Here is a 25,280-nt window from a genome sequence, read left to right on the forward strand (position 1 = left end):
TTAGAAGGAAAGTGTTATGACATCGCAACCAGCCAGCCAACCCTCGGCGCGGCCCTTGGGTAAAGAAGATTATAAAACATTAGGTTTATCCTCTTTAGGGGGTACGCTTGAGTTTTATGATTTTGTTATTTTCGTTTTTTACGCAAAAATTATTTCTCAGCTATTTTTTCCTGGGGATAACGAATTCCTTGCGTTAATGGCTACTTTAGGGTTGTTTGCTGCTGGTTACCTAGCTCGCCCACTTGGTGGGATTATTATGGCCCATTTTGGGGATAAAATTGGTCGTAAGAAAATGTTCACCTTAAGTATTTTCTTAATGGCATTCCCTACCTTTGTAATCGGTTTCCTGCCAACCTTTGAAACAATTGGTGCAGCAGCACCGTTATTACTATTATTGATGCGTATTATGCAAGGTGCTGCCATTGGTGGGGAAATGCCTGGGGCTTGGGTGTTTATTGCCGAACATACCCCTAAACAACGTTATGGCTTAGGGGTTGGGACATTAACGTCAGGTATTACAGGTGGTATTTTACTTGGTTCTATCGTGGCCATTATTATTGAGCGTTCTTATACCACTACTGAAGTCCACGACTTTGCATGGCGTATACCGTTTATTCTCGGGGGTATTTTTGGCTTTATCTCCGTGTATTTGCGCCGTTTTTTACAAGAAACCCCCATATTTAAAGAGCTAGCCGCGAAAAAAGCATTATCTCAAGAGTTACCCGTCAAAACGGTCATTAAATCACACAAACAAGCTTGTATGATTACCGCCGCGCTAACTTGGTCCTTATCAACAGCGATTGTTGTCACTATTTTGATGACCCCAGATGTCGTTTTAAAAGGGATCTACAATATTGACCGCAATGTTGCATTGCAAGCCAACTGTGCTGCGACATTGACCTTAACTTTAGGCTGTATTTTCTGGGGATGGTTAGGCGATAAAACAGGGACTCGGACATCCATGACTTTGTCTTGGGGTGGTTTAGCTGTTACCGCGATTTATTTCTATTCATCGTTATCTTCAGATATTTCAGCAACTAGCTTAATTTTTAACTATGGCTTAATGGGCTTCTTTGTAGGTGCGATTGCAACAACGCCTATTATCAGCACGCGTGCATTCCCACCTGAAATCCGTTATTCAGGGCTGTCATTTGCTTACAATGTTGCTTATGCAATTTTTGGTGGTTTGACCCCAATTCTGACGGGGGCATGGTTACAACAGTCCCATATGGCACCTGCATACTATGTTGCTGGTGTATCGCTATTAGCTGTAGCGGTCGCATTTTTACCTCTTTCATGGAAAGGCTGGACGGCAAACAACCAAGATAATGAAAGCCATTCAACAGTTTTAAATACGAGTACGACACCGTAATTAAATCGTTAACTTTCAAACGGTCTGATGTACGTATCTTGGCGTCAGACCGTTTCTATTTATTGCATCTTACTATATATCTAGACCAATAGTTTGATCTAGTTTAATACCCTGTATCAAACCTGCATTAACGCTACTCGATTCTAAATGATTACTACTTGATGAACCATCTTCCTTAAAAGCGCTTATATATGAAGCCATGATTTGTTCGCATTCTTTAGATTCTTCAGCTGTCATTGCCCCTATCTCGGGATAGTTAAATTTATTTCTTACAATCAACTCTTTAATATTTTTTTCTGTTTTTGCTATTTGTTGTTTAAGGTCTCTTTTTTTTCCAGATAACGATAGGATTTTATCCATTAGCTCATCATTCTTAGCTCCACTCGGTATATATTTTAATATTTCCATTTTCACTATTATATCTATCTCTACTTTTTTAAAATCATCATTCAACATTTTATATTTGAAAAGCTCATCCCCGAAGTAGTCAACACCGCTATAGCTGCCCTCCTCCTCAAGTTTTACAATATCCTTTTTTTCTGCTAGTAACGTGTTAATTAGCCAAACTTCTTTATCATTAAGATTCTGTTCAGTATTTAATATTTCCAATGTTAAAGATTTAATTTCTGGGAATTGCACTGCTGCCTTACTATGATATTCACTCATATTTTTCACCCTATCATCATAATATTTTTGGGTGTCAACTTTAAAATCAAAGGGGTTTGATACTATTTCATTTGGGAAGTGATGGTCACTATCACTGCAGCAGAGTTGCTTTTGGGTTATCATAATAACATCATTTATATAATGCTTTATATTATAGGTGTTCTCTACGAATTGTACTTTATTTTTATAGCTATACTTAATATCTTCCAAATAGCTTGCCATTCTTGGAGCGTATATATCCTTCTTTGTAGGTATATTAGCGAAATTTTTTATAGTTTCGTTTATATATTCCTCAAAGTGCATAGGTGTTTTTGATATGATTTTTATAAAACCATTCATATTCTCCTTATTAGACTGAGACATTTTTTGTATAACATCTGTAATTTTTTCTATATAGCCATTGTATGTTTTGATATATTCTTCTATTAATGCTTCACTTTTTTTCTCTAGCTTTAGTTGAAGAGCATCTAGTTTATATTTTATATCAATTCGTCTATTTATCTTTCTATGTAACAGTTCAAGATCAATTGTTTTTTTATACTGGTTCACTGTTTTTTTTAACTGTTCTGTTCTAATTTTAACTAAATTCATATATTCTCCCTATAGATAAATAATTAAATGGTCCCTAATTTAATTTGACATTAATTTTAGGGACCATTTTGTTAATACTAACTACAGCGTTGCAATAGGTAATTCAAGTGCATAATGAATATATTTAAATCCACTATCTTGATTTACAGAGATGACTTCATCTTGCAAAAGGCTATTTGATGCAGAAACCAAAGCATCGCTTTGTACAGAGGTTTCAATATCTAATAAATTAACCTTACCAAGCATAGCCAATATTTCTTGTGCTTCAGAACCTATTATTTCCACTTCAGGAGTATTAACTTTATAATTCTCGGTATGGTTAGACTCCACATTTTTATTTACTTGTGTTGATACATTTAAATTTTGAACCTGAGAGAATATTCCTTTCACTTCTGAAGTAAGCATTTCTACCTCTTCTGTGCCGGAAACTTGTGCTGCAAAAGTTTTAGTGTCATAAATGATATCTGATAAAATTGAAGTATCGTATAAAATCATTGATTAATTCCTTTTAATATATACAGTTATTAAATTTCTAGACTCTTTTCAAAGAGTGAGCAAACGTTATTATTTTTATATTAATTAAACTAATTTTTAATTAATATAAAACAAATTAATTCATTTACAGATCAAACTTGTAAGTTTTATTAGATTGATTTTTAATGCTTTTTTGGGGTTTTGTTGTTTTTGGAGAATGTCCTAAAATTGTTCTATGCTTAACAATTAATCACTATATGCAGCAAAGCAAACATAAATTGACACTTATTCATATTTCCTCCATTTTTCTTTGTACCTATCACGTTAAACTATTAATATGCCTAACTAACTCTTTTCAGTTAGTTTTTTGCTCTAAAAACTCACTGAGCTTCCTTTTTTGTATTGAGCGACCAACCCAAAATGAATAAACAAAATCGCCGTAAAACATTGACTCGTTCTACTATTTTCGTTGCTATCCTTGTTGCAGCCGGAGCCTCTTGGTATTTTTATCAACAATCACAACAATCTGAAGCGCCTAATGCCAGTAACGTGGCAAAACCTAACTCACAACGCAGCGCCATGGGACGTCCACCTAGGGTACTCGCCCCTGTCCAATTTGCACTGGCAGAGCAAAAAGAGGTACCACGTTTTCTATCGGGGCTCGGTACAGTTCAAGCCGCTAATGTTGTCACCGTCACTAGCCGCGTTGAAGGCCAACTGATGCAGCTTTATTTTACTGAAGGTCAACATGTCAATGCCGGTGATTTACTGGCTCAAATAGACCCTCGTCCATTTGAAGTTCAGCTTTCACAGGCGCAAGGACAACTTGCTAAAGACAAAGCAACGTTAGCCAATGCACAGCTAGATTTGACTCGCTATCAAAAACTTGCTGGCAGTAACGTTATTTCACAACAAGAATTAGACAACCAAAAAGCGGCCGTTTTGCAAGCTCAAGGGAGTATTAAAGTCGATCAAGCCGCGGTGGATAATGCAAAATTACAATTAGCTTACAGTGAAATCACAGCGCCAATTTCTGGACGAGTTGGCCTAAAACTTGTTGATGTCGGTAATTTTATTCCCTCAGGAACTTCAACTCCGATTGTTGTGATCACTCAAACGCAACCCGCTGATGTGCTCTTCGCTTTACCAGAAGGGGATATTCCTGCTATCCAACAAGCTCAATCTTCCGGTCAAAAAGTTTTAATCGAAGCTTGGGATAGAAATAATATTGCCCTGATCGCTAGTGGTGAATTATTAAGTACCGATAACCAAATTGATGCCGCCACCGGAACATTAAAAATTAAAGCCCGCTTCACGAATGAAGATGAAACATTATTTCCTAATCAATTTGTTAATATAAAAATGCAAGTCGAAACCTTGCAAGATGCCGTGGTCATCCCAACTGCCGCACTACAAATGGGTAACGATGGCCATTATGTCTGGGTTTTAAGTGACGATAATAAAGTCAGTAAACACGCTGTCACTGTTGGGATGCAAGATAGCCAGCAAGTGGTTATCGAAAGTGGGCTAGCCGCAAATACCAAAGTGATTACGGATGGTGTTGATAAACTGACTGATGGCACCACCGTAGAAGTCGTTAACCCTGAGAGCATTGCAAAAAAAGCCCAAACGCCTCGTAAAGATAAACCAAATAGCGCGGAGAAAGCGTAATGCAGCCTGAAATGCCAAAAGGCGGTGGTCCTTCTCGCTTATTTATTTTACGCCCTGTCGCCACGACATTATTCATGGTGGCTATTTTACTCGCAGGGATCATTGGCTATCGTTTTTTACCTGTTTCGGCGCTTCCAGAAGTCGATTACCCAACAATTCAAGTCGTTACACTCTACCCAGGCGCCAGCCCAGACGTGATGACCTCTGCGGTCACCGCCCCTCTGGAAACTCAGTTTGGCCAGATGTCAGGCTTAAAACAGATGTCATCGCAAAGTTCAGGCGGTGCATCGGTAATCACGTTAATGTTCCAACTCACCTTACCTTTAGAGGTTGCGGAGCAAGAAGTTCAAGCCGCGATAAACTCAGCGAGTAGCCTATTACCTTCTGATCTGCCTTATCCACCAATTTATAATAAGGTTAACCCAGCTGATCCACCGGTTTTAACCTTAGCGGTTACCTCTGATGCGATGCCGTTAACACAAGTTCAAGATATTATCGAAACACGTATTGCACAGAAAATTTCCCAAGTTAATGGTGTAGGTTTAGTGACACTAGCCGGTGGTCAACGCCCTGCGGTACGGGTAAATTTAAACCCACAAGCCATGGCAGCAAAAGGCTTAGATAGCGAAACTATTCGCCTAGCAATTAATAACGCGAATGTTAACTCTGCAAAAGGGAGTTTTGATGGCCCGACCCGTGCAGTCACTTTGTCTGCTAATGACCAAATGAAATCCCTTGATGATTACCGCAAACTTATTGTGGCTTTTCAAAATGGTGCTCCTGTCCGACTTGGTGATATTGCGACCATAGTACAAGGTGCTGAAAATGCCTATTTAGGTGCTTGGGCTAACAATCAACAAGCTATTGTTATTAATGTACAGCGCCAACCCGGTGCTAACGTTATTGAAACGACAGATACTATCCGTGCCTTATTGCCTGAGTTAATTGAAAGTTTACCTAAATCAGTGAATGTCGATATTCTAACGGATAGAACCAGTACTATCCGTGCCTCGGTCAGTGATGTTCAGTTTGAGTTAATGTTGGCAATCGCCCTTGTTGTAATGGTAATTTACCTGTTTTTGCGCAATGGGATAGCCACATTGATCCCAGGAATTGCGGTGCCACTTTCCTTAGTTGGTACTTTCGCAGTGATGTATTTCTGCGGTTTCTCTGTCAATAACCTCACGCTGATGGCCCTGACTATTGCGACAGGGTTTGTCGTCGATGATGCAATTGTGGTAATCGAAAATATTTCCCGTTACCTTGAACAAGGGGATAAACCCTTAGTGGCGGCATTAAAAGGCGCAGGGGAAATCGGTTTTACCATTATCTCCCTCACCTTTTCATTAGTGGCTGTGTTAATTCCATTATTATTTATGGGGGATATTGTTGGTCGACTATTCCGCGAATTTGCCATTACCCTTGCCGTCGCAATTTTAATTTCTGCGGTGGTTTCTCTGACTTTAACACCGATGATGTGTGCTCGCTTATTAAAACCTGAATCGCAACATAAACATAACCGTTTTGAATTAGCCTGTGAGCGTTTTTTTGACCGTATGGTGGCCGGTTATGCGATTTGGCTAAAACGTATTCTAAATCACCAATGGTTAACCCTGTCAGTTGCTGTGGGCACCATGGTATTGACCGTATTGCTTTATATGTGGATACCGAAAGGTTTTTTCCCATTGCAAGACAGTGGAATTATCCAAGGTTCAATTGAAAGCCGCCAATCTATCTCGTTTGCGGCAATGGCACAAAAACAACAAGAGGTCGTCTCTAAACTATTAGCCGACCCTGCCGTTGATAATGTCACCACCTATGTCGGCGTCGATGGCACCAATGCAACGCTTAATAATGCACGTATTCAGATTACGTTAAAACCACTAGATGACCGAGCAGATCGTGTCGTGGCAATTATTGACCGATTGCAACAATCAGCAGACAAAATTTCTGGCATCAATTTATATTTACAACCCATGCAAGACTTAACCATTGATACACAAGTGGCACGTACTCAATATCAATTTACCTTGCAAGCCGGTTCTTTAGATGAATTAGCAACTTGGGTGCCTCAGCTATTAACCGCGTTAGAGCAACAACCTGATTTAGCCGATGTCAGTAGCGATTGGCAAAATAAAGGGTTAGTCGCTTATGTTAATGTTAATCGCGATACTGCCAGCCGTTTTGGTATCACTATGTCTGCAATTGACAATGCCTTATATAATGCATTTGGCCAACGCATGATCTCGACCATTTATACCCAATCTAATCAATATCGCGTCATTTTAGAGCATGATACCCAAACCCGTCAGGGGATGGATGCACTAAACGATGTTCGGTTAAAAGGGACTGATGGCGCGATGGTCCCATTAAGCACACTAGTCAATATTCAAGAAGGTACTGGCCCATTAGCGATTAATCACCTAGACCAGTTCCCTGCGGTTACCTTCTCATTTAACGTTGCCGAGGGTGCATCCCTTGAAGCCGCTGTTAATGCTGTCAAATACGCCGAATCGCAGATTGCCATGCCTAAATCCATTACCACACAATTCCAAGGCGCTACATTGGCTTTTGAAGCTGCATTAAGTAGTACTATTTGGTTAATTGCCGCAGCTATTATTGCGATGTATATCGTGTTAGGGATTTTGTATGAAAGCTTTATTCACCCTATTACCATTTTATCTACACTACCAACCGCTGGTGTTGGTGCACTACTCGCACTGATGATGGCGGGAAAAGACCTCGATGTCATTGCCGTTATTGGTATTATCTTATTGATTGGTATTGTTAAAAAGAATGCTATCATGATGATTGATTTTGCCCTTGCGGCAGAACGTGAAAAAGGGATGTCCCCTTATGATGCGATTTACCAAGCTTGTTTACTGCGTTTTCGCCCAATATTAATGACCACAATGGCTGCCTTGTTAGGTGCACTGCCATTAATGCTGAGCACGGGTGTCGGAGCGGAATTACGTCAGCCTTTAGGGATCAGTATGGTTGGTGGGCTTATCATGAGCCAAATTTTAACCCTATTTACTACCCCTGTGATTTATTTATTGTTTGACCGTCTTTCTCATTATTTTAAGCGACGCCGTCAAACCAATAAGGCGCAGGTGTCATAATGAAGCGCTTTTTTGCCCTGTTTGTCAGTCGCCCTGTCGCGACCACACTTATCAGCGTCGCCATAACCTTATGTGGCGCTTTAAGTTTTCTATTTTTACCTGTTTCCCCGTTACCCCAAGTAGATTATCCTGTGATAAACGTGACAGCGTCACTTCCTGGGGCTTCACCAGAAACAATGGCATCCTCCGTGGCTACTCCCCTTGAACGCTCTTTGGGGAGTATTGCAGGGATCAGCGAAATGACATCCAGTAGTGCTCTAGGGCGAACAACAATCACCCTTGAGTTCAACCTAGATAAAGATATCAATAATGCAGCACGTGAAGTACAAGCTGCTATTAATGCTGCACAAACACTACTGCCCAGCGGTATGCCAAGTCGCCCACGCTATTATAAATCCAACCCATCTGATGCTCCGATTATGATCCTAACGATGACATCAGAAACGATGAGCACTGGTGAAATTTATGATATTGCTTCAACACGCCTCGCTCAGCGTATCGCACAAATCGAAGGAGTCAGTGAAGTATCCGTTGGAGGCGGTTCACTCCCTGCTGTTCGTGTTGAATTAAACCCAACCGCCTTATTTAACCAAGGTGTCTCTTTAGATGCCGTCCGGTCTGCGATTAGCAGCGCCAATGTTCGTCAACCTCAAGGGTATATTAATGATGATGAAAAACGCTATCAGGTACAGACGAACGATGAACTAAAAAAAGCGGCAGACTATCGCCCTATTATTGTTCACTACCGTGATGGTAATGCCGTCCAATTGAGTGATGTTGCTAACGTTAAAGATTCTATTGAAAACATTCGTGCGGCGGGTATGGCTGATGGCAAACCCGCTATTTTAATTGTTATACGCCGTGAAGCGGGTGCCAATATTATTGAGACAGTTAACCGCATACACGCTGAATTGCCTGAATTCAATGACATGATCCCCGCCGCTATTGACTTAAAAGTCGCACAAGATAGAACGCCGACTATCCGTGCATCTTTAGCAGAAGTCGAACGCGCTTTATTGATTGCCGTTGCCTTAGTTATTTTAGTTGTTCTGCTGTTCTTACGCTCAGGTAGAGCGACTTTGATCCCTGCGATTGCCGTGCCCGTTTCGCTGATCGGGACTTTCACTGCTATGTATTTATGCGGGTTTAGCCTTAACAACTTATCATTAATGGCACTGACAGTGGCAACTGGTTTTGTGGTTGATGATGCCATTGTGGTGTTAGAAAATATCTCTCGCCATATTGAAAATGGAACTAAACCCTTTATCGCCGCAATACGAGGCGTCCACGAAGTTGGATTTACCGTTGTCTCTATGAGTATTTCTCTGGTAGCTGTTTTTATTCCGCTACTGTTAATGGACGGCTTGGTCGGCCGCTTATTCCGCGAGTTTGCAATTACACTTGCCACCGCAATTGGGATTTCACTGGTTATCTCTTTAACACTGACGCCAATGATGTGCGCTTATTTGCTGAAGAAACGCGGTAGTAATATCAAAGCAAAGCATCGGGGATTTGGTCGAGTATTACTACGCCTACAAGAAAGTTACGCAGTGGCTTTAAACTGGGTATTAAATCATCGTCGTAGTGTTCTAGCGGTATTATTCGCGACTATTGGGCTCAATGTTTACTTATATATTACCGTGCCAAAAACCTTTTTCCCTGAACAAGATACTGGCCGCATTATGGGCTTTGTCCGCGCTGACCAAAGTATTTCTTTCCAATCCATGAAAGAAAAAATGACCCGCTTTATGCAACAAGTGAAAGATGACCCCGCTACCGATAATGTCACTGGTTTTACGGGTGGCAGCCGTGTGAACAGTGGTTTTATGTATATTTCATTAAAACCCCTTAGCGAACGCACTGAAAGCTCGGCTCAAGTAATCAACCGGTTAAGATTGAAACTCGCCAATGAGCCTGGGGCTAATTTATTTATGATGCCCGTTCAAGATATCCGTGTCGGTGGCCGACAAGCCAATGCCAGTTACCAATTTACCCTTCTTGCCGATGAGCTATCTGCTTTACGCGATTGGGAGCCTGCTATCCGTAAGGCATTAGGCGATTTGCCCCAATTAACCGATGTTAACTCAGACAAAGAAGACAAAGGCGCTGAAATGGCCATTACCTATGATAGGGATTTAATGGCGCAGTTAGGTATTGATGTTCGTGAGGCCAATAGTTTACTGAATAATGCCTTTGGCCAACGTCAAATTTCTACCATTTATGAAGCAATGAACCAATATAAAGTCGTGATGGAGGTCGCTCCTGAATACACCCAAGATGTCAGTTCCCTCGACAAAATGTTTGTGATTAATAATCAGGGACAAGCGATCCCCCTTTCCTACTTTGCGCGTTGGCAACCCGCCAATGCTCCATTAAGTGTTAACCACCAAGGGCTATCCGCTTCATCGACCATTGCATTTAACGTAGCCGATGGTTATACCTTGGATGACGCAATAGTCGAAATTGAAAAAACAATGACCGCCCTTGGCGTTCCTTCAACAGTCAGGGGGAGTTTTGCGGGTACCGCACAAATATTCCAAGAAACGCTAAAATCACAATTATTCCTCATTTTAGCCGCAATTGTTACGGTGTATTTAGTTCTGGGAATTTTGTATGAGAGTTATATTCACCCACTGACCATTTTATCAACACTGCCATCAGCGGGTGTAGGTGCATTATTAGCCCTAGAATTATTTGACACCCCATTTAGTTTAATCGCCTTAATTGGCATTATGTTGTTAATCGGTATTGTGAAGAAAAATGCCATCATCATGGTCGACTTTGCTATTCAAGCACAAAGAACCGCGGGACTTACCGCTCGTGAAGCCATATTCCGTGCTAGTTTGTTACGTTTTCGCCCAATACTCATGACAACATTAGCCGCAATTTTCGGTGCACTTCCACTGATGTTAGGTAGCGGTGACGGTGCTGAATTGCGCCAACCCCTTGGTATCACAATCGTCGGAGGGCTCATTATGAGTCAGCTACTGACTTTATTTACCACCCCCGTTGTATACCTAAGTTTTGATAGTTTAAGACAATATTGGCAACGTAAAAGAACAATTCCAACGGCAGTTAGTGGAGAGTAATCATGAAAATCAGGCTTAATAGTGTAAGTACCCGACTTTTTGTGGCTATTTTTGCAACCTGCCTGTTGTTAGTGGTGATCATGCACCAAGGTGTGCGTATGAGTTTCCAACATGGCTTTATTGATTATATTAAAGAAAACGATCAACAACGCCTCGAACTCGTCTCTGCGGCACTCGCTGATCAGTATGAAGAAACGGGTAACTGGCGCTTTCTCCTTAGTGATGAAAGGACATTCTTTCGCATTTTGAGATCGGTTGAGCACCAACAGCATCGTGGACCCATGCGCCAACGTTGGCGCACCATATTTTGGGTCTATGACACGCAAGATACTCTGATCTTTGGTCGGGACACCCCCTTACCGAACAAGGTACTCCGTGAGCCTATCATCATTAATAACGGTAATACTGTTGGCTGGTTAGTGGCGAGTTATGAAGATGGCATTAGCAGTGCACTGGACCGACGGTTTGATAGTAAACAAATGTATACTAGTTGGGTTATCGCTGGCTTATCACTATTTGTCGCACTGATAGCCACTATCTTTCTTGCCCGCAGCTTTTTAAAGCCTATCAAGCGCTTGTTAGAAGGTACCAACCAACTTGCCAATGGGGATTTTACCACTCGAGTACCTGATACAGGTCGTGATGAACTCGGCCAATTAGCAAAAGATTTTAACCATCTCGCTTCGACTCTTGAAAAAAACGAGCAAATGCGCCGTGATTATATGGCGGATATTTCCCATGAATTGCGCACACCGTTATCGGTGCTTCGTGGGGAACTTGAGGCCGTACAAGATGGCGTACGCCAAGCGACGCCTGAAACCATTAATTCATTACTAAATGAAACTCAAACTTTAATTAAGTTAGTCAATGACCTGCACCAACTTTCCCTATCGGACAGGGGTTCGTTAGTTTACCGCAAGCAATCAACCGATATTATCCCATTGATTGAAATGGCTATTGGGCAAGCTCGTTGGCGCTTAGAAACAAGGCAATTAACCGTTGAAAAGCAATTAAGCGAACAAGCGATTATGTTTGCAGATCCAGACCGCATAACCCAATTGTTTTATAATTTAATGGAAAATAGCCTGCGTTATACCGACCCTCAAGGAAAAATAGTCATTAAGGTGACACAAGGCCCACATCAACTTTGTATTGTTTGGCAAGATAGTGCCCCCGGCTTAACCACTGAACAATGCCAGCACTTGTTTGAGCGTTTTTATCGTGCAGAAGGCTCACGAAATCGCGCAAGTGGTGGCTCCGGTTTAGGGCTTGCCATTTGCTATAATATTGTTGAAGCCCATAATGGGGAAATTACTGCCACTCCTTCTTCATTAGGCGGTGTAAAAATAACCATTAATTTACCTATTCAATCAAAGGATAAAGGTCGTGACCATGGTGGAAAATAGCAATTTGACCGTATTGATAGTGGAAGATGAACCTAAACTTGGGCAACTCCTTTATGATTACTTACAAGCTGCTAATTACCAGCCCGCGTTACTTTCGCGTGGTGATGAAGTGCTCCCTTACGTACAACAACATCAGCCCGCGCTCATTTTATTAGACCTGATGCTACCCGGCTTAGATGGTATTTCAATTTGCCGCGAATTACGTAAATTCAGTGATATCCCTATTATTATGGTCACCGCCAAAACAGAAGAAATAGACCGTTTATTAGGGCTAGAAATTGGCGCTGACGACTATATTTGTAAACCATTTAGCCCACGCGAAGTCGTTGCTCGTGTTAAAACGATTTTACGTCGCTGCCAACCTAACATTGTTCCGCCACAACACCAAACCAAACTGATTATTGATGAAAATGCATTTCAAGTTCGTTATGGCTCCCAGTTACTTGAGTTAACTCCTGCTGAATTTAGGTTACTGAAATTTATGTCTGATAATGCGGGAACAGTTTTTTCGCGCGACCAATTACTTGATATTTTGTATGACGATCACCGTGTTGTTACTGACCGTACTATCGATAGCCATGTAAAAAACTTACGCCGCAAATTAGAATCTCTTGATAGCGAAAAAACTTTTATACGTTCAATCTATGGTCTTGGTTATCGGTGGGATGAATACTAACCAATAGACATACTATTTTTGTGGGATATTTGGATTTTGACTGAAATAGAGTTAAAATCGCCATCCCTTAAAAACACTATCTCTCCCGAGTTAGTGCTGACTTGACATCAGATAGAGAATAACCATGTTTACACCAGAGCTTTTATCCCCTGCCGGTTCATTGAAGAACATGCGCTATGCCTTTGCTTATGGCGCAGATGCAGTATATGCAGGACAACCTCGTTATAGCTTACGCGTACGTAACAACGAGTTTAATCACGAAAACTTAGCCAAAGGTATCCAAGAAGCTCATGACCTTGGTAAGAAGTTTTATGTGGTCGTTAATATCGCCCCACATAATGCTAAATTAAAAACCTTTATTCGTGATTTAACCCCAGTCATTGAAATGGGCCCCGATGCGTTAATTATGTCAGACCCGGGTCTTATCATGATGGTACGCGAAGCCTTCCCTGCAATGGATATTCATTTATCCGTACAGGCCAATGCGGTTAACTGGGCATCGGTGAAATTTTGGCAACAAATGGGCTTAACACGCGTTATTTTATCCCGTGAATTATCACTCGAAGAAATTGCAGAAATCCGCCAGCAAGTCCCTGAAATCGAGCTTGAGGTTTTTGTCCACGGTGCATTATGCATGGCTTATTCTGGTCGTTGTTTGTTGTCTGGTTATATTAATAAGCGTGACCCAAATCAAGGCACATGCACTAATGCTTGCCGCTGGGAATATAAAGTTCAAGAAGGCAAAGAAGACGATGTCGGTAACATTGTTCATATCCATGAGCCGATCCCTGTCCAGAATGTCGCACCAACGCTGGGTGCTGGCGCACCAACCGATAAAGTCTTCATGATTGAAGAAGCTAAGCGCCCTGGGGAGTACATGACTGCCTTTGAGGATGAGCATGGTACTTATATCATGAACTCTAAAGACTTACGGGCGATTGAGCATGTTGAAAACCTCACTAAAATGGGTGTTCACTCGCTTAAAATTGAAGGTAGGACTAAGTCATTCTATTATTGTGCTCGAACAGCACAAGTTTATCGCCGTGCGATTGATGATGCTGTAGCTGGTAAACCTTTTGACCCGACTTTGCTCTCCACTTTAGAAGGGTTAGCACATCGCGGTTACACCGAAGGGTTCTTACGTCGCCATACTCATGACGCCTATCAAACCTACGAATATGGCTATTCCGTCTCCGACACCCAACAGTTTGTGGGTGAATTTACCGGTAAACGTGTTAATGGGTTAGCAGAAGTCGACGTTAAAAATAAATTTAGTGTCGGTGATAGCCTAGAAATAATGACACCTGCTGGCAATATTGTCTTTACCTTAGAAGCACTAACAAACCGCAAAGGTGACGCCGTTGAAGTCGCTCCGGGTAATGGTCATATTGTTTATCTACCAATTCCTGAAGATATCGACGTCAATTTTGGTTTATTGATCCGCAACCTTGCTGGTGCGACAACGCGAGACCCACATCAAACTCAGTCAGAAAACCACCTTGCGGGTTAGTTAGATAAAGATAGGTTTACTAAAGTATCCTATAATATACAAGCTAAGAATTTGAAGGTTATTTATTCAAATTCTTAGCTTTTTTTGCTAATAATACCGTTGTTCATTTCACTTTACATGCTCTTCTCATTTGATAATCATTCTCGTCATTGACATTTTCATTAAAAAGTGCACCTAATATCCAATTTTATGCAACAGATCACATCAATTGGCTATTCAATATCGTATAGTCACTCTCGAAAACGAAGAACTAGAAAGTCATAAAATAAGACTAGGAACCACCTCCTTGGCTGGCTCAATCTCCCTTGAGCTAGCCATTTCTTTTTTGTTATTTTTTCTCTTTCTCCTATAATGCTCTTGCTCTCTCTTTTTCTGTAACAAAATAAGCAAAACTCTTTTATACTTATTTTAAATATTAGCCGCATGGATAAATATTTATGAGTAAATATCAATCAGCTATGCTTATTCTTAATGGTAAACAATCTAATAACCCCGAATTACGCAAAGCAATTGCTCACCTACGCGAAGAAGGCCATCAAATACAAGTGCGTATTCCGTGGGAAAAAACTGACACTCGCCAGTTTATCGCCCAAGGGATAGAAAACGGTGTTGACACCATTATCGCGGCTGGAGGTGATGGCACCATTAATGCGGTTGCAAGCACGTTGATGCAATTCCCCTCAGAGACACGCCCTACTTTGGGTATACTCCCCATGGGGACGGCAAATGACTTTGCCACCAGCGCAAATATTCCTTTAGATGTTGAGGCCGCATTAGCACTTGCGATAAAAGGCAGGTCGGTCGCCATTGATATCATACGGGTTAATGAAAAGTATTATTTTCTTAACATGGCAACAGGCGGTTTTGGTACGCGGATCACCACAGAAACTCCCGAAGCCCTAAAATCTGCATTAGGCGGTGCGGCTTATGTCATTAATGGCCTATTTCGCCCTGACACTCTAAAAACGGATATTTGCCATATTGAAGGCAACAACTTTAGCTGGGAAGGCGAAACTTTAGTTATCGCTATTGGTAATGGCAAACAAGCTGGTGGAGGGCAACAACTTACCCCTCAAGCATTAATTAACGATGGTGCCCTTAATTTATTGATTATCCCTGCCAGAGACGTGATCCCCGCATTTTTCACCAATTTATTTTCAACCGATAAGAATGAGCATCTTATTGAAAAGAAACTATCATGGATTAAAATTTCCTCTCCCCATGACATGATACTAAACTTAGACGGTGAACCCCTTTCAGGGGATACATTTACGTTTAAAGTACAAGCTGGTGCAATACAATGCCGATTACCGCCGCAATGTAACTTATTAGCTTAATACAATGAATTAGCCCTTGAAGAAGGGCTTAGCAATCACCACCATGCATGGAAATGGTGTACAGGGCCGATCCCTGTTCCAACTTCCAAACTATCCGCTTTTTCTAACGCGGCCTGCAAATAGGCCTTTGCTTCTGTGACAGTCGTCTGCCAATCTGCATAACGAGGTCGTAATGCAGCTAATGCGGCGGACAATGTACACCCAGTACCATGGGTATTTTTCGTGTTAACACGAACAGAAGTAAACCGCCACTCACCTTCTGGGGTAATCAACCAGTCAGGGCTTTCTGCATCGCTTAAATGCCCGCCTTTCATTAATACCGCTTGGCAACCTTTTTGAAGTAACTTATAACCTTGAGCTAGCATTTGGCTTTCATTTTGCGCTATTTTTTCATCGAGCAATACAGCCGCTTCTGGCAAATTTGGTGTGATGAGTGAAACTAACGGAATTAACTGTTGCCTCAGTGAGTCAACCGCATCAGGTAGCAGTAATGGATCGCCACTTTTGGCTACCATTACAGTATCCAAAACAACATATGGAATATTATACTGTTTCAGAGCCTCAGCCACTACGGTGATGTTACGTTGATTAAACAACATACCAATCTTAGCGCTATCGATCCGGACATCACTAAGTACAGACTCTAACTGCGCAGCAACAAACTCAGCAGGCAAATCCTGTACTGATTGGACGCCTTTCGTATTCTGAGCCACTAATGCCGTCATCACACTGGTACCGTAGGCCTCTAATGCTGAGAAGGTTTTTAAATCGGCTTGAATACCTGCCCCACCAGATGGGTCTGTCCCAGCGATGGTTAATGCGTTGATCCTCATGAGTGCCCTCCTTTTTATGTGAAAGCGTATGAATGCAACAATCACATTCACGCTAGAAATCTATTAGCCGTTATCAGTTACTGGAAATGTGCTTAAAACCAGACAATAAATTGCCATGATTGTCTCATATCATTTAACAAATACCAGCAATTAGTGTGTGAAATTGAATGACTTAGATTTAAAAAAGGTATATCTCACATAAAAAGGATTAATTCATCTTATAAATATACGTTAGGTAAATAAATATTCCTAACACCACGGCGCTGAAGTTGCTGGGCAGAATCGTCTACTTGCACTTTGGTTGCTGACGGCCAATTAGCCGCTTCATTTTTTACACCATGTTGCTGAAATGCATTAATTTTTACCCGTGTATCCGTAGGAAGCCTAGTTAAAAAATTCGCTAATTCATCAATATGATGTAAATAATCTGTTTGCTGCGGAATAAATAATAGGCGCAATTCATACAATTTATTCGCTTCAGCCAGCAATTGAATACTTTGAAATACCCGTTGGTTATCTCTACCCGTTAACCGCAATGCACATTCATCACTCCATGCTTTCAGGTCTATCATTACACCATCCGTATATTCGATAACTTTGCGCCAGCCTGTAGAAGCAAGATGCCCATTACTGTCAATAAAGCAGGTTAAATGATTCAGTTCAGGTGAGTTTTTAATGGTTTTAAACAAATCAATAATAAAAGGCAACTGAGTGGTCGCCTCCCCGCCACTGACCGTGACCCCATTGAGGAAGGCAACATTTCTCGATAGGCTATTTATAGCATCATGAACACTAAGAACCGTGGTCATTGGGCTCGCGTTTTTACTGCAAGTCTGCAAACACGTATCGCAAAGCTGGCAAGCTACGTTATCCCAAACGACTTGACCATCAATGAGTGATAAAGCACCGTGGGGGCAAGTTACAACGCAGTCCCCACAGTGATCACAAATAGCCATGGTATAGGGGTTATGGCAGTTTAAGCACCGTAAATTACACCCTTGCAAAAATATGACTTGCCGATTACCGGGGCCATCCACGCAAGAAAAAGGAATAACCTTATTCAGTATAGCGCATCGATTGCTCATGGCTAATCACTCGTTGCTGACGGGCGGTAATATTACAATTCTTAGTCGCTTCTTCCCCTAACCACGTTGTATTACTTCTAGAGCCTTCCGTTTTATACTTTTCAATATCAGATAAACGCACCATGTACCCGGTGACACGGACTAAATCATTACTTGCTACGTTTGCGGTAAATTCACGCATTCCGCAGCTAAATGCCCCTTTGCATAGTTGTAATAGTGCTTGTGGATTTTGTTTGATAGTTTCATCGATAGTCAAAATATCGCTGATGCCAGATAAATAGTATTTGTGATGAGGTGCCACCGTTTGGATATGTGAAACTGGGTCTGGCTCTTCCCCATATGGAATACGCGCCCCAGGTGTGGTTCCAGTATCAGAGCTAATCCCTGATTGCGCATGTAGCATTGCTCGGTTTTTATAACCATATTTTACGGGGGTCGTTTCAACGAAATCCGCCAGTTGCTCACTAATTTGATAAGCTAGCGGTAATGCAGGGGAATCTGGTGCGTAATGCCCTTGAATACCGTCTTTTTCCATCAAAATATTAACGGCTTCTGCTAATCCATAAATCCCAAACATCGGGGTAAAACGCTGCGGCTCAATTAACCCTTCATGCACAAGAAAACTGGTTTGGAAGAAATTAGATCCTTCAAATAAAAATGCACTACGCGTTTCGATTAACTCCATTTGCAATTCACAGTACTTTTTCAACTGGACAGTTAAAAAATCTGCCGCATTTTGGCTACGTAATGCAACTTCCCGTAAATTTAGCCGTACTAAAGTGCTACCACCACCCGCTATCGGTAGTGAGTTATAACAACTGACAATACCATAACCTAGGCCATCAAATGCCGCACTATGAATAATATCATTCGCAATATGTGGCTTACTACATTCACAAATATTTTCAATTACTTGAAGGAAAAGTGGTTCAGGGGTGCGCTGCGGGTGGTACACAAATGTTAAGTTCGGTGCAACTTGTTTTAACTCTGCGTCAATACGTAGAATCAAACGACAAATTAGGTTGTCATCTGGGCCAATATTCGCATGCATAAACGCATCCGGCAAAGTCCGGTCTAGCTGTATCCAAAATCGTTTTAATTTTGGATACAGCTGTTCCTCAGTAAGCTCGCCAACATAAGGCATCAATAGTTGGTCTAAATACCCAAGAAATACAGGAAAATTTGTTACCGACGGGACGTGATGATACACAATCATCAAGTGGTTTAATGCATCATCAAAATCCGCAGCAGGAGGAAGCTCTAAATAATCGGAACCTTGCTTAAGGTACTTAGCGTAATCAGGTAATACATAGCGAGGTTTATACGGCGCATTCCCTTCATACATATCGCAAATCACACCATTTTCTAATGCATCAGCTAAGGCTTGGCTGGTTGCTAGGTAAGGAATATGGCTATCCGCTTCTATCGCTAAAAAATTCGATTTTTGTTTAGGTGATAATATTTTATCTGTCGTAATCGCCAAACATTTGGCTTGATATTCAGTAAGTTGTTTCTGGCGCTTCATCATAGTGATGGTCCTCATTATTTAAGGCACTGATGGTTTTCCCTGCTACGTTCCAGAAATGATTACCACTAAAATGGTTAAAAATTACTATTTTATGAGACTCATCATCTGAAAAATCAAAGGAAAATCAGCCCTATCATCATTCACCTATTTGGCAGTTTGTATTTCCTATTTATAACTTCCATTTCATCCCATTGCGCCTACTGATTATTTGACATTCATCATGCTTTTTTGATTTGTTTACATCGTTTTTTCTATAAATGTCTACGCCATCTACATTATTAGCTGTATTCACTTATTTTCTTGAGATTACAAGTTGTTACTCACTCGCATTACGGGTGTCTCCTGCATTTTTTATCCCGTTTTCTACCACTTCTATCACTTGATACTTCGTCAATAGAATATCTATACTTAGTATTGATGCGTTTTTTAGGAAAATTGGACTCTTGGAATGGTTGTTTTATAAGCTAGAATTATACTTAATGTTAAATAGCTATGGTTTTGGACCTTCAAAATTAAACCGTTTTGATATGGCTATTGAGTTATTCCCCTTAACAAGGCAATAAATACTATGATATTGCGTATATCTTAATTAAAATAATTAGGCTCAAAATTATTATAATAATGCTAGTTTTATGATTATTAGCGAGCTAATTGTCATTATTATATCTGCGATACAAAACTGGATTTACAATGAGAGTTTATAAAAATATACAATTTATGGTAAGCGCATCATTCGTTATAGGCGCTGCAATCAGCATACCATCGCCCGCGATTGCCGACGGTCAATCAACAAACTTATGGAACAAGTTTACCAACAACGTGAGTAACACATGGGACTCCGATAAATATGAACTCTATGTTCCTGCCGTCACGTGGCATAACCGTGCAATGTATGACAAAAAGAAAACAGACGAATACAACGAAAGGCCTTGGGGGTTTGGTCTGGGTAAGTATCGTTATGATGAGGATAATGATTGGCATGCTCTCTACGCAATGGCATTCAAAGATTCACATAATGACTGGGAACCGATTGCTGGATATGCATTTCAAAAAATGTGGGTTCCTGGAGACATAGATGGTTTTCGCATGGGGGCTGGTTTTACCTTGAGTGTCACGGCGCGTCGGGACATGTTTTATATTCCCATCCCAGCGCCACTTCCCTTAGTGTCAGTGGAATATGACAAGCTCTCACTGCAAGCTACTTATATCCCAGGGACCTATAATAACGGGAACGTCTTATTTGCTTGGTTACGTTGGCAATGGTAATTAACCCTTTTTAGTGACCTGATGAGATACCATAAAAAATGGCCGGAGATTTTTATCTGCCGGCCATTTATATATAAATCAATTAACTAAGCTTGCTCTGTTTGTTGTTTTTTAGCAAGCCCCTGCTTTTTAGCCCCAGAGAATTGGTAACCGACCCATAGAACGGCTATCCACAACGGAATAATTAATACCGAAATACGTAAGCCATCCATCGTCAAAATAATCCCTAGAATCAATAGCAAAAAGGCTAGGCACAGGTAATTACCAAATGGATACCAAATACTTTTGAACTTCGTTTCAATGCCCTGTTTATTCATTGCAGCTCTAAACTTCAAGTTTGACACACAAATCATAATCCAATTAAGAACCAATGTGGTTACCACCAGAGACATCAATAATTCGAAAGCCTTACCTTCCATCAGAAAGTTAATTAAGATCCCACCTGAAGTTGCAATACCAGAAACAAGTAGAGCCATAACAGGGACACCACCCTTATTCACTTTTGAAAGGAATTTTGGCGCATTGTTTTGCTGCGCTAAGCCATACAACATACGGCTAGTCGCATATGCTCCACTGTTATACACGGAGAGTGCAGCTATTAAAATAACGACATTCAACGAGTTTGCGACCAGTAAATCACCTAACTCGTGGAAAATTAACACAAATGGGCTAGTCTTTCCGTCAAGGTCAACCCAAGGGTATAACGCTAACAACACCGCTAATGACCCAATATAGAAAATCAATATACGGTAAACCACTTGATTGATCGCTTTGGGAATACTTTTATCTGGGTTTTCTGCTTCAGCAGCCGTAATACCCACCAATTCCAAGCCACCAAACGAAAACATGATAATCGCAAGAGCCATAATTAGCCCATTAAAGCCATTCGCGAAGAAACCACCGTACTCCCACAAGTTACTGACTTTCGCCTGTGGCCCACCATGACCGCTTAATAATAAATAACAACCAAAGATGATCATGGCAATAACAGCAATAACTTTAATTAACGCAAACCAGAACTCTGTTTCACCATAAGAACGCACATTCACTAAATTGATGGCATTTACTGCGATAAAAAATACCGCGGCTGACACCCAAATAGGTAATTCAGGCCACCAATGTTGCATATATTTCCCTGCGGCAGTCAGTTCAGTCATCCCAACGAGGATAAACATCACCCAATAATTCCACCCAGACAGAAAACCTGCAAAACCGCCCCAATATTTAAATGCGAAATGACTAAATGAACCTGCCACAGGCTCCTGAACTATCATTTCGCCCAACTGACGCATAATGAGAAAAGCAATAAACCCACATAATGCATAACCAAGTAAAACAGATGGCCCTGCCATTTGAATTGTTGTTGCAATCCCGAGGAATAACCCTGTACCAACAGCGCCCCCCAAAGCAATCAACTGGATATGCCTATTTTTTAATCCCCGCTTTAGCGTCTGTTGCTGTTGCGCCATAACTTTACCCTTTCGTCCTATTACTTGCTTTTTATCGTCCAAAATTATGATAATCGTACAAGTTTATTTGAATTTTCTTATTAACACTACATTCTTCTGGCTCTGTTTCACATTAATACAGCCCATCAGGAGGTGTTATTAGTTGTTTTTATTTTTCATCGTATTACATAACGATACTGGCAGAAAATTATCCCGACTCAATATCAAGTATTGTGCATTAAAAAGCAAATTCAAAATGGTAACAAGTCAGTTACACCGCAAATACCAAAAATAAAGTTTTCTCCTCCTTGATCGCAAAGGCTGTCCATCGCTAAAAGATAGAGAAAAAGGCAACTTAAGATGACGATAATAGCAATAAATATTTTACGACCAAACACCTAACATTCCTTCAAATATCAATGATGATTTTATTTTTCAAATGATTACAATGGTAAGGCGCGGTCGCTTTATCATTGACTGTGCTAATTACATTAGCTGCAATACATTCGCAGAATGAATACTACTCTAATTTGCGGTCACAAATTTGAGGAAAATAAGCAATTAACCTGTTTTTACAAAAATCTTGCTCATTTTAAGTACTATTGCCCGTTAACTTATTCTGATTGTGCTTTTTTTGCCCAAAAAATGAGAAATACCGCACAAGCAGCCTTTGTCATGGTGAAATGAAGTTGTGTATACTTCTGCTACCGTAAAACTAGAAATAATATAAGATGCCACAAGATAACCACTTAGCTCTTGTTTATGCTTTGAGTAAATGGATAGAAGAACACTTAGGACGCGTGATCCACTTAGAAGAACTCGCGGCTTACTCTGGCTATTCACTTTGGCATATGCAAAAAATTTTCAAAGAAGTCACCGGGATTTCACTAGGTAAATACATACGCCAACGCCGCCTTGCTGGTGCGGTTAACTTACTGCGTAACAGCAACCAATCAATCTTCGATATCGCTTTGGATTTCGGTTTTGGTTCACAATCCCATTTTACGTACATGTTCCGTAAAGAGTATGGCATTACGCCGTTTGATTTCAGGCAAAATGAACAAATTCAGCTTGATGTCAAACAACCGTTGCACTTAACTGGTGATTATGAGTGAGTATGTTTTTATCGCATTAATTAAAAGCTTATTACTATTTTTAGTTTTAATGCCATAAAACATTGTCATTTCAATCGGTTTTCTGAACAGTCACATTATCTTGTGTTCTGTTCGCCAGTATCTTCTTGCGGTCTTATACTCTTGATCACACCTGTTACATCGAGTTAGGTAATTTACATTCTAAATAATTGGAGTAAGGTACTGGGAGAAAAGTACTAATTTTAGGAGGCATTGGATGTCAATCAAACTGGTCGCCATTGATTTAGATGGCACGTTACTTAATTCCCAGCACCAAATATCTCCCGCAGTAAAAGACGCTATCAAGCAAGCACAACAAAAGGGTGTTCATATTGTCTTAGCATCAGGCCGCCCTTTCTCTGGCATATTCCCATACTTAAAAGAATTAGGTTTAAATAGCTCTGACAATTATTGTATAAGTAATAATGGTAGTGTTATCCATCAAGCAAATGATGGCAGCCACCTCATTGAAAACCTGCTAGATTTTGATGACTTCCAATATTTTGAAGAGCTGGCTAGAAATATCGGCGTTCACATGCATGCCCTCGCAGATAACTGTATGTTTACCACAAACCGTCATATTAGCCATTACACTGTTGCCGATGCTTATTTAACCAACACACCGCTGATATATAGCCCTGTTAATGAGATGGATAACTCGCTCGCTTTTACCAAGTTTATGATCATCGACCACCCAGAAAAACTGGAAGTCGGCATTAGCTATATCCCTGAGAATGTGTTTGATAGTTATTCATTAATCCGAACCAGCCCTTACTTTCTTGAAATATCGACAAAAACCTCAAGTAAAGGTGCCGCCTTACAATGTATTTGCGAAAAATTAGGAATCACACCCGACAAAGTGATGAGTATTGGCGATCAAAATAATGATATCCAAATGCTACAATATGCAAGTGTTTCAGTTGCGATGGCTAATGCTTTAGAGCCTATCCAGAAAATGGCAAAATTTGTCACAAATACAAATGATGAAGACGGTGTTGCTATCGCCATTAATAAGTTTATTAATGTCTAACTAGCTTAGAATTCATTCGCTTTACCAGCGCTCGCACGTCGCAAGCGCTGCGGGCTACTGCTCCTATACGCGCTTTTGTCGGGTCGCCCAAAAACAGACAATCGAACCAACTGTGACCATAAAAACACCCTGCCAAAAACTGAATGTCAATGCAGTACTCAATAATACTGAAGCGAAAGCTGTTGAAATAACAGGAGTAAAGTAAGAAAGTGTTCCTAAAAATGCCACATTGCCTTTAATCACAGCCAGTGTCCACAAGGCATTAGCTCCCCCTGTTGCAATAGCGGCAACGACTAAAAGCGAAATACTTTGGCTAGTAATAATAAATGGTGTTGGTGAGCTAAAAAAATAAAGCACCCATAAGCCGATTGAGGTCAAAATGAAAAATAGCACCATGCCATTATTGCCCCCCGAAATGCGCTTAGTCACATTACTATAAAAAGACCAAATAATCGCCCCGCTAAAGGCTAAAAAGTAACAAAGGGGGTTACTTTGAATATTTGCAAGAACAGCATTAATTGAAAGCGGTTGGTCCCCTGAAATAACCCAAACAAGCCCCATACAGGCTAAAATTAGCCCAATCGCTAATAATAGAGTGAAACGTTGCCGATTAAAAAAAACTGCGAGAGCAATTGTTAAACTTGGCCATAAATAATTCACCATACCCAGCTCAATCGCTTGTTGTCGACTGTTTGCTAACCCCAACGCTAAAACAAAACAAAGCTCATAGCATACAAATAGTATCGTTCCCCAAAATAAGTAGCGTTTAGGGTACTGCTTTATTTTTGGTACCCCCATTACAAGAACTAACACTATTGAGCCAATCGTATAAACGAGTGCAACACCACCAACAGGACCAAAGTTTTCACTTACACTGCGGATCAGCCCAACCATCGTACTCCATAATAAGATAGAAATGACCCCGTAAAACGTTGCAGCATACTGATTTAACTTCATAATATTCCCAGCTATTTAGTTCTAAAAATGTTTTATACCAAAAATGGTGGCGCTTAATATTTTAAAAAACCTTATAGCTCAAAGAA

19 protein-coding genes are annotated in these 25,280 nt (G+C 40.7%); 11 read left to right on the plus strand and 8 right to left on the minus strand.

All coding sequences use genetic code 11. The features are described from left to right. Positions 1-16: 16 nt before the first annotated feature. Positions 17-1,372, plus strand: coding sequence for an MFS transporter (locus ACIPUA_RS09125; protein ID WP_449059574.1), 1,356 nt, complete (start codon positions 17-19; stop codon positions 1,370-1,372). 72 nt (positions 1,373-1,444) lie between these two features. Here the strand turns inward: ACIPUA_RS09125 and ACIPUA_RS09130 are convergent, their stop codons facing one another. Together ACIPUA_RS09130 and ACIPUA_RS09135 are read right to left on the minus strand one after the other, a co-directional pair. After that, positions 1,445-2,629, minus strand: a complete 1,185-nt coding sequence (locus ACIPUA_RS09130) for a hypothetical protein (protein ID WP_449059575.1) — start codon at positions 2,627-2,629, stop codon at positions 1,445-1,447. Between the two features lie 81 nt (positions 2,630-2,710). After that, positions 2,711-3,124 (minus strand): hypothetical protein, encoded by a 414-nt coding sequence (locus ACIPUA_RS09135; RefSeq protein WP_419402287.1) that lies wholly within the window; start codon positions 3,122-3,124, stop codon positions 2,711-2,713. A 399-nt stretch (positions 3,125-3,523) separates the two neighbouring features. Between ACIPUA_RS09135 and ACIPUA_RS09140 the strand changes: the two genes are divergently transcribed. From ACIPUA_RS09140 to yegS, 7 genes are all read left to right on the plus strand, one after another. After that, the gene (locus ACIPUA_RS09140) at positions 3,524-4,774 is read left to right on the plus strand and encodes an MdtA/MuxA family multidrug efflux RND transporter periplasmic adaptor subunit (RefSeq protein ID WP_449059576.1); all 1,251 of its coding nucleotides are present in this window, start codon (positions 3,524-3,526) and stop codon (positions 4,772-4,774) included. Continuing rightward, positions 4,774-7,896: an MdtB/MuxB family multidrug efflux RND transporter permease subunit gene (locus ACIPUA_RS09145; protein WP_449059577.1), complete on the plus strand. Its 3,123-nt coding sequence runs from the start codon at positions 4,774-4,776 to the stop codon at positions 7,894-7,896. Before ACIPUA_RS09140 ends, ACIPUA_RS09145 begins: the two co-directional genes overlap by 1 nt. Further along, positions 7,896-10,985, plus strand: a complete 3,090-nt coding sequence (mdtC, locus tag ACIPUA_RS09150; protein ID WP_449059578.1) for a multidrug efflux RND transporter permease subunit MdtC — start codon at positions 7,896-7,898, stop codon at positions 10,983-10,985. The genes ACIPUA_RS09145 and mdtC overlap by 1 nt, the downstream gene beginning before the upstream one ends. A 2-nt stretch (positions 10,986-10,987) precedes the next feature. Continuing rightward, positions 10,988-12,391 carry an envelope stress sensor histidine kinase BaeS gene (gene baeS / locus ACIPUA_RS09155; protein WP_042843523.1) on the plus strand — a complete coding sequence of 468 codons (1,404 nt, stop codon included), beginning with the start codon at positions 10,988-10,990 and terminating at the stop codon, positions 12,389-12,391. Beyond that, a complete protein-coding gene (gene baeR, locus ACIPUA_RS09160) occupies positions 12,378-13,067 on the plus strand; it encodes an envelope stress response regulator BaeR (protein WP_042843521.1) in 690 nt (229 codons plus the stop codon). Before baeS ends, baeR begins: the two co-directional genes overlap by 14 nt. A 124-nt stretch (positions 13,068-13,191) precedes the next feature. Continuing rightward, the gene (trhP, locus tag ACIPUA_RS09165; RefSeq protein WP_042843520.1) at positions 13,192-14,577 is read left to right on the plus strand and encodes a prephenate-dependent tRNA uridine(34) hydroxylase TrhP; all 1,386 of its coding nucleotides are present in this window, start codon (positions 13,192-13,194) and stop codon (positions 14,575-14,577) included. A 437-nt stretch (positions 14,578-15,014) separates the two neighbouring features. Further along, positions 15,015-15,914: a lipid kinase YegS gene (gene yegS, locus ACIPUA_RS09170; RefSeq protein ID WP_042843519.1), complete on the plus strand. Its 900-nt coding sequence runs from the start codon at positions 15,015-15,017 to the stop codon at positions 15,912-15,914. 35 nt (positions 15,915-15,949) lie between these two features. Here yegS and thiD read toward each other — a convergent pair whose 3' ends face one another. From thiD to ACIPUA_RS09185, 3 genes are all read right to left on the minus strand, one after another. Next, entirely contained in the window at positions 15,950-16,747 is a 798-nt protein-coding gene (gene thiD / locus ACIPUA_RS09175; protein ID WP_071548152.1) for a bifunctional hydroxymethylpyrimidine kinase/phosphomethylpyrimidine kinase, read from the minus strand. A 218-nt stretch (positions 16,748-16,965) separates the two neighbouring features. Next, positions 16,966-17,832, minus strand: a complete 867-nt coding sequence (locus tag ACIPUA_RS09180) for a YjjW family glycine radical enzyme activase (protein ID WP_449059579.1) — start codon at positions 17,830-17,832, stop codon at positions 16,966-16,968. Then, positions 17,804-19,360 (minus strand): YjjI family glycine radical enzyme, encoded by a 1,557-nt coding sequence (locus ACIPUA_RS09185; protein ID WP_094301208.1) that lies wholly within the window; start codon positions 19,358-19,360, stop codon positions 17,804-17,806. Before ACIPUA_RS09185 ends, ACIPUA_RS09180 begins: the two co-directional genes overlap by 29 nt. Before the next feature lie 690 nt (positions 19,361-20,050). Between ACIPUA_RS09185 and pagP the strand changes: the two genes are divergently transcribed. After that, positions 20,051-20,626 carry a lipid IV(A) palmitoyltransferase PagP gene (pagP, locus tag ACIPUA_RS09190; RefSeq protein ID WP_042843516.1) on the plus strand — a complete coding sequence of 192 codons (576 nt, stop codon included), beginning with the start codon at positions 20,051-20,053 and terminating at the stop codon, positions 20,624-20,626. Between the two features lie 86 nt (positions 20,627-20,712). On the opposite strand, the gene ACIPUA_RS09195 is transcribed toward pagP, so the two are convergent. Beyond that, entirely contained in the window at positions 20,713-22,095 is a 1,383-nt protein-coding gene (locus ACIPUA_RS09195; protein WP_042843515.1) for an amino acid permease, read from the minus strand. A 230-nt stretch (positions 22,096-22,325) separates the two neighbouring features. Then, positions 22,326-22,472, minus strand: coding sequence for a PhoP/PhoQ regulator MgrB (mgrB, locus tag ACIPUA_RS09200; protein ID WP_042843513.1), 147 nt, complete (start codon positions 22,470-22,472; stop codon positions 22,326-22,328). Positions 22,473-22,805: 333 nt separating this feature from the next. On the opposite strand from mgrB, the gene ACIPUA_RS09205 reads away from it, so the two are divergent. After that, the gene (locus ACIPUA_RS09205; protein ID WP_042843512.1) at positions 22,806-23,189 is read left to right on the plus strand and encodes a helix-turn-helix domain-containing protein; all 384 of its coding nucleotides are present in this window, start codon (positions 22,806-22,808) and stop codon (positions 23,187-23,189) included. A gap of 235 nt (positions 23,190-23,424) precedes the next feature. After that, positions 23,425-24,237 (plus strand): sugar-phosphatase, encoded by an 813-nt coding sequence (gene yidA / locus ACIPUA_RS09210; protein WP_048607371.1) that lies wholly within the window; start codon positions 23,425-23,427, stop codon positions 24,235-24,237. 63 nt (positions 24,238-24,300) lie between these two features. Here the strand turns inward: yidA and yddG are convergent, their stop codons facing one another. Beyond that, on the minus strand, positions 24,301-25,194 hold the full coding sequence (gene yddG / locus ACIPUA_RS09215; RefSeq protein WP_042843509.1) for an aromatic amino acid DMT transporter YddG: 894 nt from the start codon (positions 25,192-25,194) through the stop codon (positions 24,301-24,303). Positions 25,195-25,280: the final 86 nt, after the last annotated feature.

Source organism: Providencia sp. AGC89 (genome assembly GCF_053543535.1).